Origin of the sequence: Aquimarina spongiae, from assembly GCF_900141785.1 — a bacterium.
Classification (GTDB): domain Bacteria; phylum Bacteroidota; class Bacteroidia; order Flavobacteriales; family Flavobacteriaceae; genus Aquimarina; species Aquimarina spongiae.
In genome coordinates this window covers 908,164-922,160 of the sequence record NZ_FQYP01000001.1, presented here as the reverse complement: position 1 = coordinate 922,160, position 13,997 = coordinate 908,164, and the positions used below count along the sequence as shown (strand labels likewise).

The following is a 13,997-nucleotide window of genomic DNA, read 5'->3' as shown; positions in this document are numbered from 1 at the left end:
AGGAAGCCAATCGGCTTCCTTTTTTTATGCTTTATAATCACGGAGTCTAGGCTATCCTCCAAATTCTTCATCATCAGAGTTAAAATCTCTTCTGGATCGTTGTCTTTTCTTCTTTTGGTTAAATCGATACGTAAAAGCAAAATTGAAGCTTCGCTCTCTCCATTGAAATTCACTATCTGACACAAAGGTAGGAGTAGTAGAGGTGCCGATCCGTTTTCTGGAGTTGAATACATCACTTACATTAAAAGTCATAGACGCTTTCTCCTTAAAAAGATCTTTACTGAAGGCTAAGTTCACACTTAGTATTCCATCGCTTTTGGTTTGTGCATTTTCTGTAGGTCCTCTGTAGAACATACTTGTTTGCCAATCAATTTTTGCAGGTAATGTTATTTTGTTGTTGATACGGGCAAACCAACTGAAGTTTTCCGCATCAAGACTTTCTCCACTAGGATCAGTACCGCGTACGGTATTTTGAAATGCATTAAAATTCCCATTGACTCTCCATTTTTTGCTAGGATTATAGATCAAGGTAAACTCAAAACCATATCGATCAGAACTGGCTAGATTAATAGGGGTTCGTCGTATTACAGGGACCTCGGTTCCTTGGGGATTTTCGTCGCTTATGCCTATAACTACTGTATTTCCAGTGTCTTCTGAAATAAAAGTAAAATTTTGAGTGGATCTATTGTAGTATATAGAACTGTTTATAGTTAGTTTTCCAATACGATTGAGATAACCTAAGTCGAACGCATTGGTATAGCTAGGATCCAAATCTGGGTTTCCCTGAAATAAATTGGTAGCACTAGACCTGGAAGGGAAGGGATTGATAAATCGTGAACGAGGACGTCTTATTCTTCGATTATATCCTAAAGTAATATTTTGTTTTTTAGAAATTTCGTAAGCCAAATTCACCGTGGGAAAAAGATCGGTATAATTTTTTCTATCAAAATCCCCACTGGTTTGTTGATCAATGATTATTCTGGTGTCCTCCATTCTAAGCCCAAGTAAAAAAGAGAAGTTATCTATTTTACTCCCATATTGTGAGTACGCCGCATTGATTCTTTCTGTAAAAATCAAATTGTTGGATAGATCTGTATCTGTTACTACAAGGCCATTATCATCGTTTTGTACCAAAAATTCGGTATTGAGTTCATTAAAATTACCTCTATATCCAAGTTCAAATTGGCTGTTTTTACCTATTGGTAAAACATAATCTGCCTGTAATAAAATACGTTCTTGAGCTTCGTCTGTATTTACTAATTCGATTCTTGTAGAATTATCTTGAGTAATTCGAGAGTTTTCTGTTTCTGTGCTATTTTCTATCTGAAAATCTGCAGTTAGTTTATGACCGCTATCATTAAAGTCCTTGCTAAAGTTTATCGCGTATTGTTTTGTTTGATCGTCTTCTATTTCCGGATCAAAACGAATATTTTGACTTATAATACTACCGGTAAGATCGGGTTCTGTGATAATATTTGTGGTATTACTTTCATTATCACCAGATCTATATAAATACGAAGCGGTAACCGATGAAGTTCTGTTGATATACCATTCTACTCCTACATTTGTATTTATTCCTTTTCTGATTCTATCAAAATCACGATCTTCTACCAGGAAGGTGTCATCTAGAGAAATTACTCCATCTCCTCCAAAAAATCTAGTCTCATTTAACGAATTTCCCGGAACCTCTCTATATCGATATCCTGATGTGGTGAAAAAATTGAGATCCCCAACTCTGTAATTCAAATTTCCAGAGATCCCTGCTTGCCAGGGATAACCAGCATTGATAGTAATGGCACCATTCATGCCTTGCAACTTACTTCTGCGCAGGATAATGTTTAAAATTCCGGCAGTACCTTCTGCATCATAACGAGCAGAAGGGGAGGTAATCACCTCAACTCTTTCAATAGATTCTGCAGGAAGCTGCCTCAACGCGTCTGTACTATTTAATCCTACCAGTCCAGAAGGTTTGCCGTTGATTAGAATTTGTACATTGTCATTTCCTCTCAAAGCTACATTACCTTCAACATCAACAGATACAGAAGGAACATTATCGAGGACATCACTCACTGTACCTCCGCTTACTGTTAGATCTTTACCAACATTATAGATTTTTTTATCAAGTTTGATCTCTACAGTTGTTTTTTCTGCTATAACTACGACATCATCCAGAGTTTCAGTATCAAGCCCAAGCGGAATGACCCCTAAATCTGTATTTTTGAATAATTTTTTTTGCGAAATTGTTTTGGTTTGAAATGAGATATATTCCACATTTATAGTGTATACTCCTCGATTGACCACTATAGAAAAGGCCCCCTTTTGATTCGTTATTCCCCCTGTTACAATTTTTTTAAGCTTAGGGCTATAAAAAGAAACCGTGGCATATTCTAGAGGCTGATTGGTGTCCTGATCAACTACAATGCCGGAAACGGTGATTGGCGTATTAGAAAAATCTCCTCGTTGTTGAGCAAAAATGTGCGTAGAGAATACTAATAAGTATATCCAAAGGTTTTTTATCATGAATCGTTTTTTAAATGCGCCTCAAAAGTATCAAAGCAACCTAGTAAAACGGTTAATGATTTGTTAATTGTAAATATGTTAAGATTCGTTAGCCCTTATGTGTAAAGGGTTTAAGAGAGTTTGGACTTCAAAAAAATAAAAAGGTTTAATCAGAAGTTGTTAAAAAAAGACTAAAGTATTTCGATTACTTTTTCTGGAGGTCTTCCTATAACAGCTTTTCCATTTTTTATAACAATAGGTCGCTCTATTAACTTTGGATGTTCGATAAGAATATCAACAACTTCTTGATTGCTTAATTCTTTACCTTTAAAATTTTCTTTCCAAATAGCTTCATTTTTTCTAACCAAATCAATAGGTGATATCCCAAGCATAGCAATGATTTCTGTAAGGTCCTTCTTGCTCGGAGGAGTTTCAAGATACTTTACAGTCTCAATTTCTTCTTGTTTTTCCTCAAGAATCGCAAGTGTTTCTCGAGATTTTCTGCATCTAGGGTTATGATAAATTATTGTTTTCATTCGTTTTTGTTTAATCGTCGTTTCTTTGTCCCATCATCATCAGATATGCCTTTAGGAATTTATCGATATTCCCATCCATAACCGCATCTACATTTCCAGTTTCTTCTGCGGTTCTAACATCTTTTACCAATTTGTAAGGATGCATTACATAATTCCTGATTTGAGAGCCCCATTCGATTTTCATTTTGGAGGCTTCAATTTCATCCCGTTGGGCTTGTTGCTTTTTTAATTCTAATTCAAACAACTGAGATTTCAGCATTTGTAACGCTTTCTCTCGATTATCATGCTGTGATCTTGAATCAGAACAAGAGATTTGTATCCCGGTAGGAAAGTGCGTTAACTGTACTTTGGTTTCTACCTTATTTACATTTTGTCCACCAGCTCCACTAGATCTCGAAGTGATGATTTCATAGTCTGAAGGATTGATTTCAATTTCAATGCTATCATCAGCAAGGGGGTATACATATATAGAAGCAAAAGAAGTATGTCTTTTGGCATTACTATCAAAAGGTGAGATACGTACTAATCGATGTACTCCGTTTTCTCCTTTCAGCCAACCAAAAGCGAACTCTCCGTCAATTTCTAAAGTTACGGTTTTAATACCAGCAACATCACCTTCCTGATAGTTGAGTTCTTTTATTTTATAGCCTCTTTTTTCGGCCCACATCAAATACATACGCATCAACATGCTTGCCCAATCACAGCTTTCGGTACCACCAGCACCAGCAGTGATTTGCAGAACAGCACTCATGCTATCCCCTTCGTCACTAAGCATATTTTTGAATTCGAGATCTTCAATAAGATCCATAGCCTCTACATGTTTTTGGCTCACTTCATCTTCACTGGCATCACCCTCTTTGAAGAATTCGAATAATACTTCGAGATCATCAACCAAAGCTTCACTCTTTTCATAATCCGATACCCATTTTTTTTGGGCATTGAGCGCTTTCATATGTTTTTCGGCTTCTTGGGCATTGTTCCAAAAATCAGGAGCGAAAGTTTTCTCCTCCTCGTTTGCTATTTCAATAAGTTTGGCATCAACGTCAAAGATACCTCCTTAACGCAACCAGGCGCTTTCTAAGATCCTGTAAAGTCTCCGTATTAATCATTACTTTTTCTAATTTTAGACAAAAATAGGATTTAACACTTCAGTAAGAAATATTTTTTCGATTATTTTATAGCTTTAAAAATTTGACAGAACCTTTCACACAAAACTCATTTCATGAAGTCATTTTTCTTGTTTCTTACCTTATGCTTTAGTTGCTCTATTACCGCACAATTTTTGGAAAAGCACAAAAATCTCAAAAATTACAATGGCTATTTTGATTTCCATTACAATGAGGATAAAGACGAAATTTATCTAGAGGTTGATAAATTGGATAAGGAATTTTTGTATGTACACTCATTAACCACAGGATTGGGCTCTAATGACATCGGTTTGGATAGGGGGCAAATAGGTAATGGGGTAGTGGTGAAGTTTGTAAAAGCTGGAAATAAGCTGTTATTAGTACAACCAAATCAACAGTATAGGGCCATAACAGACAATGTTTTGGAGAAAAAAAGCGTACAACAAGCTTTTGCAAAATCGGTATTGTTTGGTTTTCCGATCAAAGCAGCTAAAGAAGGAAAATTTATTATTGATGTTACTCCTTTCCTGATGCAAGACACTCATGGAGTAATCAATAGACTTAAAGCACAAAAAGAAGGGAATTATACTGTTGATAAAAGCAGAAGCGCACTCAGTTTGGAAAGAACGAAAGCATTTCCAAAAAATGTTGAATTTGAAGCATTGCTTACCTATAAAGGAGAACCGACTGGACAGCATTTACAAACTGTAGCGCCTAACACGCAGTTTCTTACCGTTACTCAGCATCATTCGTTTGTAGAACTACCAGATAATGGATACAAAAAAAGAATATTTGATCCCAGAAGTGGTGCCATGTTTATTTCGTATCAGGATTATGCGACTCCCATTCAAGAATCAATCACAAAACGATATATACGACGTCATCGTTTGGAAAAGAAAAACCTTAACGAGTCAGTAAGTGAACCCAAAGAGCCTATCATTTACTATTTAGATCCTGGTACTCCAGAACCAGTTCGTTCGGCATTATTGGATGGAGCACGATGGTGGGATCAAGCTTTTGAAGCTATTGGATTTAAGAACGCGTTTCAAGTAAAAATGCTACCATCTGATGCAGATCCAATGGATTTGAGATATAATGTAATACAATGGGTACACCGATCCACCCGGGGTTGGAGTTATGGAGCTAGTGTTATAGACCCTAGAACTGGAGAAATACTAAAAGGGCATGTGAGTTTAGGAAGTTTAAGGATAAGACAAGACTTTTTGATTGCTCAGGCATTACTTAATCAACCATTTGCTGAAAGAGATGATAATTACCAACCCATGTTGGAGATGGCCTTAGCGCGAATCCGGCAATTATCAGCTCACGAAGTAGGACATACGATTGGATTTGCCCATAATTTTGCGGCTAGTACCAATGGCAGAGCGTCTGTAATGGATTACCCTCATCCCACGGTGACCTTAAAAAATGGGAAAATTGATCTTTCTAATGCCTATGATACCAAAATTGGAGACTGGGATAAAGTAACCGTAGCTTATAGTTATAGTGAAGTGGCAGATGATAAGGATGAAAAGAAAACCTTGGACAATATACTGAATAACGCTTATGCATCTGGATTACGATTTATCTCCGATAGTGATGCACGACCTCAAGGCGGTGCTCACGAGTTGGCACATTTGTGGGATAATGGAAAAAGCGCTGTAGAAGAGTTGGATAATGTTCTTAAGATAAGGGGGGTGGCTATCAAAAACTTTTCTAAGGACAATATTAAAAGTGGCGAACCTTATTCTGTTCTAGAAGATGTATTTGTACCTATATATTTCTTTCATCGCTACCAAACAGAAGCTGCTGTTAAGCTTATAGGAGGACTAAACTATAATTATGCTACCAAGGATGATGGGCAAGTAATAGTTGAAGCTGTTACTCCGTCCAAACAACGAGCAGCGATGAAACAATTGTTACTCACTATATCCCCAGAACATTTGGCGATACCCGAAGATAAATTGCAACTGTTTCCGCCTAGAGCATTTGGATATGGGAGGACCCGAGAATCATTTCAAGGAAAAACGGGGGTAGGTTTTGATGCTATTAGTGTGGCAGCCACAGCAAGTGATATGACTTTGGGGTTATTATTGCATCCAGAAAGAGCCTCTAGGCTAATACAACAAAAGAGTTTGGATAATAAACAATTGGGTTTTGAAGAAGTTTTGGATCAATTAATCAATCTTACTTTCAAGACAAAAATAAACGATAGCTATCAGAAAGAGATCATGCAAGCGGTTAAAGCTAATGTGTTGAAACATTTGATGAATCTGAGTAAAAATGAAAACACTTATCAACAGGTAAATGCTATTGCCCAGCATAAGCTTGTTGAATTAGCAACTTTTCTGAAAACTCAAAAAGGTGATGAGTCGATTACAGCTTATAATGCTTATCAGGTAAATAGTATAAACCAATTTTTGAATAAGCCTGAGAGTTTTAAAGCATTACCATCTCCTAAAATTCCGGATGGATCACCAATAGGAAGTTTCCAGTGTAGTTTTTGATAATTGTTTTCGTTTGAGGTTTCGGGTATAGACTGGGTGGATAAAAGATGTAGAGAAATATAAAGAAACCTTTGGCTACAAGCGGTGTTTCATCGAAACAATGAATACTATGAAGAAATCAAAAACGATACTTGATTTGTTATCAATGCTATTATATAGTGTGGTAATACTTCTTACCATTGGTTGTAATAAAGAATTAAAAGAAAATCAACCTACTCTTTTTGAACCTGGGAATATTTCGACAGCATCCATAGAATATGGGCTTACTTTTTCTTCTTCGGGATCTGAAATCTACTTTTCTAAAAGTAATGACCAATGGGGGAAGGGAGATGTTGTCAGTTATATCTACTATTCAGTTTACAAAAAAGCAACATGGTCTAAGCCGAAGTTAGCTTCTTTCTCAGGAAAATATGATGATAGTGCTCCTTACCTAACTAACCAAGGAAAAACCTTATACTTTATTTCCAAAAGACCTTCTGAAGGGATTGTAGAAGTTTCTATGGATATTTGGAAAGTTGAAAGAAGTGATAGTGGGGAATGGGGAGTGCCTATACGTCTGGATGAACCCATTAATTCATCAGCTAATGAGTATTGTTTACGAACTGATACCTACGGAAACTTATATTTTGCATCTGACCGTAAAAGTGGGTACGGGCAAGGGGATTTGTATATGGCAAAGAAAACAAATGATCAGTACGATCCACCTATAAATTTGGGCAATTCTTTGAATACTGAATTTGGTGAATGGAATTTAGAAGTCAACCAAAAGGGTGATCTTATTCTTTTTGAAGCGTCTCAACGCAAAGAAAACTTGTCCTCCTATGGGGATCTTTATATAAGCTTTAAGAAAAATGACCAATGGTCTGTACCACAGAACATTCAAGAAATTAACACTACAGGAAGCGATCTTTATCCAGAATTAATAGAAGATACGAATACGCTTTATTATTCGAGTAGTGATAGTCTTGAAAGTACACAAACCAATATTTACTTCATAGATTTTGAAAACCTTTACAAAAAATACAGAAAAAGTGCTGTTTTTCAAGAATAAGATTGTCAGATGATTTGCTAAACAGATGAAGTATCAACAATTTTAAATTCCATTTTTTAGAACCTAAAAAGGCCTATGGATAAGGGATTTGCAATGCGTTTTTTATGAAAACTTATAGATGTAAGTATCAAGTAACCTCCTTAATAGTCCATTTTAAACATTAAGGATCTCTAAATTATTATTAAAACTGCAAATAATTATCCTTCTCCTATTTCGCCATTATCATCGCCGCAATTAACACAACTATTTGTATAACAATTGTAATAAGAGTGCGTACCATCGTCTATTTTTATATAGTCTCCTCCAACTATACTTTTTTTATTATTCAAAATAGAGACTTTGAGTTTTGCAAAAGGGATTTTACGTGATGTTAGATGTTTATTTTTCATGATCTTAAATTTGATGATGTATGTACTCCAATTATTTAAAATAAAATTGAAAAATCAAATATCAGAGTTTGTAGTTGCGTCACAACTTATTATCAGACTACAATCGGTTACGACTCCAGAGTGAGTCCCATCATCATACCCTCCGTTTATTTTTGATAAATCGGAAATTCTTGATACTCGGATTTTGTCTAGGTTCAACTTTCTTTTGCTTGTTGACTTTTTCATGGTTTACTTTGTTATAAAAATTTCATTGCCAAATTATATAAAATTGACATACGGGTATGTTGTTTTCTATAAAAAGCACACGAAATTCTGGAATTTCGTGCCATTTATTAAATGTAATTATCAAATTATCAAAATCTTAGTTATTGTTTGTTTAGGTTTTTGATGTAGTAAGAAGGCTTTATTTTTGTTTGTTTATAAAATGCATTCGAGAACGTTTCTGCACTGTTGTACCCCATTTCATTTGCAATAGCTTTTATGGTGAATTTACGAAGGGTAGTATTTGTTTTTAATTCTTCTATAGCAAATGAGATTCTGAGTTCATTCAAATAATTGGTAAAGCTTTTGTTTTTGAAATGATTAATAACTCTCGAAAGATATTTCACATTCGTATCAAAATCGTCAGCTAATGATTGAGAGCTTATTCCAGTTGCAAGATATTTTTTTTCCTTTTCAAACTGATCAAGCCGTTCCAAAATATAGTCAACATGCTTCTGAGGAACTTTTATATTACTTTCAGAAACTTTACTTTTTATGAACTCTTCGTCTTCTTTCGAAATTGAAGTCTTTTGCTTTGTAAGAATCTCTTGAAAACGCTTTCTATAGACTTGTTTTTTTCTGTATTGATATAACAAAACGCTACTAGAAATCAATAAAAGTAGAATCAATAGTAAAACACCAGATTTGTACACATCAGTATTACGATTTAACTTTTTTACCACAGACTCTTGCTCTTCTATCAAAAGAGCGATATCATAATCTTCCTTAACCTTTTTACTTATATGTATTTGATCACTTAGATAATTCGCAAGAATCTTGTTCAATTTATCAAGATATTTATTTTGATTTTCTAGATCATTAATGTTTCGGTAGTAATTTTTTAGATACTGATAAATCTTTACGTGTTTGTATTGAGGTATAGAATTTAAAGATTCTAAAATAGAATCTGTTTTAATTAGATATGGTAAAGCCTTTTTGTTTTGTCCTAAGTCAAAATAACTCTTTCCCAGGTAGTAATAGCAATCTAATGTGTTGGAAACATCATTTATAGATATCATTTCGGGTAATGCTTTATGGATACTATCAATTGCTCTACGAAAGTTGTTTTTAGAGTAGTGATTTACTCCTTCGCATAACGTAAAGTATACCTTTTGTCTTTGCAAAAAAACATTTTCATGGTTCTCGGCTTCCTGGTATCCTAATTCATTATAATAAGATGAAGAATCATGTTCTTTTAAGGCGATATATGTTTCTGCAATAGCATGCAACGTATTAATGTATCGGGATTTATAGATATCTTGTTTTTTAGTTTGGTAAAATTTGGCACATTTCTTATAAATATTAAGAGCTTCTTCTTTTTCATCTAAGTGCTCACTCTTAATAATACCAATCATATAATCTACTCTATATATTAGATCTATATTGTCATTTTGATTGGCGTATTTTCTTGCTGCGTTAAGATTGTTAATTGTTTTTGTGATTTCTCTATTTTGATATAGATGAAATTGTGCTTTATGAAGATATGCAAGAGCTGGGAATTCTCTACTCTGATTATATCTTGTAATATCGATGATACTATCAACATATTTTTGTTTTACCGTATGATCAGAAAAACTATAATAAAGTAAATGATATCCTTTAGCAATTTTTGGGATATTACTTTCTCTTTTGGCTTTTATCAGGTAGTAGTTGGCAATATATGCAGATTTTAAGGTGTCACTTCTGAGATTTGAGAAAAGGGCTCTTAGTTCTTCATATGTTTTTTGTTGTAAACTATCAACTGCATTTTGTGAATTTCCTTTAAAAGAAAATAGTATCAGCGGGAGAAAAAGTAGACATTTAAGAAGTTTTTGCATGATTTTCTTTACAAAGAAATTATTTAAGATGGTCTTTGATATTGTTTTACAAAAATAGCATTATTTTTAATCGCAAAATTTGAGTTCAAATATACTTTTCTAAAGCATAAATATGAAAATAGACCTTAGAAGTGATACTGTGACCAAGCCAACTGCCGGTATGCTCGATGCGATGATGAATGCAGAAGTAGGGGATGATGTATACAAAGAAGATCCTACGATTAACCAACTTGAGGAAAGAATAGCCATGATGTTTGGTAAGGAAAAGGCATTGTTCTTTCCTTCGGGGAGTATGGCTAATCAAGCAGCGATTAAATTACATACACAACCAGGAGAACAGCTTATCGCCGACAAATATGCGCATGTTTACAACTATGAAGGAGGAGGGGTCTCATTTAATAGTGGAGTGTCTTGTAAACTTATTGATGGACATAGAGGGATGATCACCGCTGATCAAGTACAAGCTTCTATCAACCCACCAGATTTTTATCATAGCCCATTAACAAGTTTGGTTTGTATCGAGAATACAACGAATAAAGGAGGTGGTGCTTGTTACGATTTTGAAGAAATCAGAAAAATAAAAGAGGTATGTGCTCAGAATAATCTTGGATACCATTTGGATGGAGCTCGATTATGGAATGCATTGATCGCAAAGAATGAATCTCCATTGCAATATGGTGAGGTTTTTGAAACTATTTCGGTTTGTTTAAGTAAAGGTTTGGGTGCTCCTGTTGGATCGGTTTTGGTTGGAGACGCAAAGTACATGGATAATGCGATACGGGTGAGAAAGATTCTTGGTGGCGGGATGCGACAGTTAGGGTATCTGGCGGCAGCAGGTTTATATGCCATAGATAATCATTTGAACCGCCTTTCAGAAGATCATAAAAAAGCTAAAGAAATAGGAGGGGTGCTTCAAACACTTCCTTTTGTAAAGCAAGTAGAGCCTATTGATACTAATATCATTATTTTTACAATAGATGGCGATGAGAATGAATTTGTTTCTAAAATGGAGACAAAAGGAGTCTATTTTTACGGAATGGGGCAAGGGAAATTACGTTTTGTAACCCATTTGGACTATACCCAACAGCAGCACGAATATTTTTTAGAATTACTGGCTAATCATAGCATAAAAAAAGCTGTTCAACAATAATGAACAGCTTTTTCTAATGAATTGTTATTTAAAAAACACTTAAAAAATTATGCTTCCTTTGTGTCAGCTCCGGGAGCATTTTCTTTTACAGAATTAATTCCATTTTCCATTCCAGATTCAGAAGAATACATTTGGCTGCTTCCGATTACTTGACCATTTCCCGCTTTAAGGTTGAAGAAAAATCTACCATCCTTAGCAGTTTTACGCTCATAACGACCATCATCAGATGCATTTTTCTGTACAGAAGCGATTCCGTTTTCAGCCGCGGCTTTGCTGTTATATACTTCACTACTTAAGATAACTTGCCCATTCTTAGCTTTTAAGGTAAAATGATATGAAGCCCCTTCCTTATTTTTGAGTTCAAACATACTGTCAGTTTTTTAGTTAATTTTTAAGCTTTCGTTAAAATTATATAATAAAATGGAGAAAGAAAAATATAAAATTGAGGAAGCAGAGATTTTTAATTAACATTTTATCGATAAAAAATACAACTTGTCGAAATCCTTGGTTTTATTAAAAGATCAAAAAAAGATAAAGCTTCGCCCTGCTCTTAAATTTGTTAAAGTTTTTAACTAAATAAATTTAAATTCCATCAACTATGAGAAAAATTATTTTAGGGGTATGCTTTATTTTTTCAGTGAGTTTAATACAAGCTCAACAAGATTTACCTCAAAACCCAGAACCGGGTAAGTGTTATGTACGCTGTACTACTCCAGATGTATACGAAAATCAAACAGTAAAAGTTCAAATAACACCGGAGTACAAAAAATTAAAAACATTTCCGGCTACTTACGAAACGGTAACAGAGAGAGTGGTAATTAAGGAAGCTTCCAAAAAACTTACGGTTGTTCCTGCAAAGTATGAAACAAGAACAGTAACCTTTGTAAAGAAACAAGGAGCTAATGTGTTGAGAATTATTCCTGCAAAATTAGGGAATGATTCTGAAACTGTCGAAATTAAACCTGCCTATGCTCAATGGGAACTAGGAGCTCCAGCGCCTGATTGTGCATCTAGTAACCCAGACGATTGTCGTTATTGGTGTTATAAAGGATATCCGGCAGAATATACTACAATTCCAACCAAAACATTAGCTTCAGATGCAAGTACTACGAGCTCTGCCATTGCAGAACAAAGTGGTACTTATACCAAAAGAGTTTTGGTAGAGCCGGCAAAAGTGGTAGAAGTAGAGATTCCCGCAGAATATGGAACAATCAAAAAAACCGTTTTGGTTAAGGATGCTTATACCGAAGAGGTAATTGTTCCTGCTACTTATGAAGAAGTAACCAAAGAAGTTTTAACTCAAAAAGGAGGGTTGACTACCTGGAGAGAAGTTGAGTGTTCTCTGGTAGAGTATTCTGCACTACCAATTAATTGGAACCTAGGAAGTGCTACATTAACCACTCAGGCAAAAAATATCATTGATACACGTTTAATGCCTGTTCTGGCTAATAACCCTGGCGCAAAAATGGAAATCGCATCACATACAGATGCTAGAGGTTCAAAGTCTAGCAATAGAGAGCTCTCTGAAAGAAGAGCACAGTCCGTAGTTACGTATTTAATAGGAAAAGGAGTAAACGCAAGTCGTTTGGTTGCTAACGGATATGGAGAAACAAGATTAAAAAACAGATGTGCAGATGGAGTTAGCTGTACAGAAAGAGAACATGCTGCGAATAGAAGAACCGAATTTAGATTAATTCAGTAAGTCTAAGGGGGCAGTATGCTAATAAAAAAGCCTGGTATCTTTACCAGGCTTTTTCTAATTATATTTTTCTAATAGTTCAAAATGATATTTCGGATCTCGTAGCGAACTATATCCAGACAGCTCTTCAAGAACTTTCCCTTTTGTATTTAGAATACTAACTAATGGGAAAGTCTTTTTCTTGTTATACGCTTCCAAAAGTTTATAATTTTCTTCTTTTTGTTCTGCAGTTAATAGATTTCGGTTTCTTGGAATGTCAACATATAAAAAAACAAAGGCTTTTTTATATGTTGTAAACTTATAGTCATCAAAGAAATCTTCTTGTAACATCATACATGGTCTACACCAGTCGCTTCCTCCAAAATATAAAACAATATTTTTATTTTCTTTTTTTGAAATTTCTTTAGCTTCTTCAAGGTTGTACACCCAAAATGTATCGCTTTTGCTGTTTTGTCCAAAAGATAGAAGTGTTACCAAAAAAAGACATATACACAAGTATTTTGATCCCATAATAATTTTATTTGCAATTACTAAGTAACAAAAATTATTCCGTAAAAAATTAAAGCCCCGGGATATTTGGCATGCCTTCTCTGGCAGCAGCTCCAAGTTCACTCTCATTTACCTCTGTAGCCTTTTGGATTGCCTTATTTAAGGTAAGAATAAGATAGTCCTCTAGTTGTTCTTTATCTTCTAATAACTCATCTGCTATGTTAATACTTTTCAACTCTCTGTTGGCAGTAAGTGTAACTTTAAGTAAGTTATCCGAGCTACTTTCATCGACCATCACAGTATCCAAGCGCTTTTTGGTTTCTTCAATTTTTTTTTGAGCTTCTTTTAACTTGCCCATCATTCCCATCATATCTCCAAACATATCGTATATTTTTAAAAATTATAAAAACAAAATTAGTACTTTGGCGGTTAATAAACCAAGAGATAATGACCAAATGAATAATTATAGATT

At 34.7% G+C, this 13,997-nt stretch carries 13 protein-coding genes; 4 read left to right on the top strand and 9 right to left on the bottom strand.

Annotation, left to right across the window (positions count from 1 at the left end):
- Window positions 1-51: 51 nt before the first annotated feature.
- From BUE24_RS04175 to prfB, 3 genes are all read right to left on the bottom strand, one after another.
- Window positions 52-2,520 carry a TonB-dependent receptor gene (locus BUE24_RS04175; RefSeq protein WP_073314181.1) on the bottom strand — a complete coding sequence of 823 codons (2,469 nt, stop codon included), beginning with the start codon at window positions 2,518-2,520 and terminating at the stop codon, window positions 52-54.
- 170 nt (window positions 2,521-2,690) lie between these two features.
- Complete coding sequence (gene arsC / locus BUE24_RS04170) at window positions 2,691-3,035, bottom strand: arsenate reductase (glutaredoxin) (protein ID WP_073314179.1); 345 nt, start codon at window positions 3,033-3,035, stop codon at window positions 2,691-2,693.
- A 10-nt stretch (window positions 3,036-3,045) separates the two neighbouring features.
- Window positions 3,046-4,144, bottom strand: a protein-coding gene (gene prfB / locus BUE24_RS04165) for a peptide chain release factor 2 (protein ID WP_139241909.1) whose coding sequence is annotated in 2 segments (ribosomal slippage) — window positions 3,046-4,080 and window positions 4,082-4,144 — 1,098 coding nt in all. Because the reading frame shifts where the segments join, the coding sequence is not laid out codon by codon here.
- 113 nt (window positions 4,145-4,257) lie between these two features.
- Between prfB and BUE24_RS04160 the strand changes: the two genes are divergently transcribed.
- Window positions 4,258-6,669, top strand: coding sequence for a zinc-dependent metalloprotease (locus tag BUE24_RS04160; RefSeq protein WP_073314177.1), 2,412 nt, complete (start codon window positions 4,258-4,260; stop codon window positions 6,667-6,669).
- A 109-nt stretch (window positions 6,670-6,778) separates the two neighbouring features.
- Window positions 6,779-7,720: a PD40 domain-containing protein gene (locus tag BUE24_RS04155; protein WP_170864550.1), complete on the top strand. Its 942-nt coding sequence runs from the start codon at window positions 6,779-6,781 to the stop codon at window positions 7,718-7,720.
- Window positions 7,721-7,917: 197 nt separating this feature from the next.
- Here the strand turns inward: BUE24_RS04155 and BUE24_RS04150 are convergent, their stop codons facing one another.
- From BUE24_RS04150 to BUE24_RS04145, 3 genes are all read right to left on the bottom strand, one after another.
- Entirely contained in the window at window positions 7,918-8,109 is a 192-nt protein-coding gene (locus tag BUE24_RS04150; RefSeq protein ID WP_073314173.1) for a hypothetical protein, read from the bottom strand.
- A gap of 54 nt (window positions 8,110-8,163) precedes the next feature.
- A complete protein-coding gene (locus BUE24_RS23835; protein WP_170864549.1) occupies window positions 8,164-8,334 on the bottom strand; it encodes a hypothetical protein in 171 nt (56 codons plus the stop codon).
- A gap of 140 nt (window positions 8,335-8,474) precedes the next feature.
- Window positions 8,475-10,187, bottom strand: a complete 1,713-nt coding sequence (locus BUE24_RS04145; protein ID WP_073314171.1) for a helix-turn-helix domain-containing protein — start codon at window positions 10,185-10,187, stop codon at window positions 8,475-8,477.
- Window positions 10,188-10,299: 112 nt separating this feature from the next.
- Between BUE24_RS04145 and BUE24_RS04140 the strand changes: the two genes are divergently transcribed.
- On the top strand, window positions 10,300-11,337 hold the full coding sequence (locus BUE24_RS04140; RefSeq protein WP_073314169.1) for a threonine aldolase family protein: 1,038 nt from the start codon (window positions 10,300-10,302) through the stop codon (window positions 11,335-11,337).
- Between the two features lie 47 nt (window positions 11,338-11,384).
- Here the strand turns inward: BUE24_RS04140 and BUE24_RS04135 are convergent, their stop codons facing one another.
- Entirely contained in the window at window positions 11,385-11,705 is a 321-nt protein-coding gene (locus BUE24_RS04135) for a YegP family protein (RefSeq protein ID WP_073314167.1), read from the bottom strand.
- Between the two features lie 230 nt (window positions 11,706-11,935).
- Here BUE24_RS04135 and BUE24_RS04130 point away from each other — a divergent pair, with 230 nt between their 5' ends.
- Complete coding sequence (locus BUE24_RS04130; RefSeq protein ID WP_073314165.1) at window positions 11,936-13,039, top strand: OmpA family protein; 1,104 nt, start codon at window positions 11,936-11,938, stop codon at window positions 13,037-13,039.
- Window positions 13,040-13,093: 54 nt separating this feature from the next.
- Here BUE24_RS04130 and BUE24_RS04125 read toward each other — a convergent pair whose 3' ends face one another.
- Both BUE24_RS04125 and BUE24_RS04120 read right to left on the bottom strand, forming a co-directional pair.
- Window positions 13,094-13,546, bottom strand: a complete 453-nt coding sequence (locus tag BUE24_RS04125; protein ID WP_073314163.1) for a thioredoxin family protein — start codon at window positions 13,544-13,546, stop codon at window positions 13,094-13,096.
- Window positions 13,547-13,595: 49 nt separating this feature from the next.
- A complete protein-coding gene (locus BUE24_RS04120) occupies window positions 13,596-13,907 on the bottom strand; it encodes a YbaB/EbfC family nucleoid-associated protein (protein WP_073314161.1) in 312 nt (103 codons plus the stop codon).
- Window positions 13,908-13,997 lie beyond the last annotated feature (90 nt).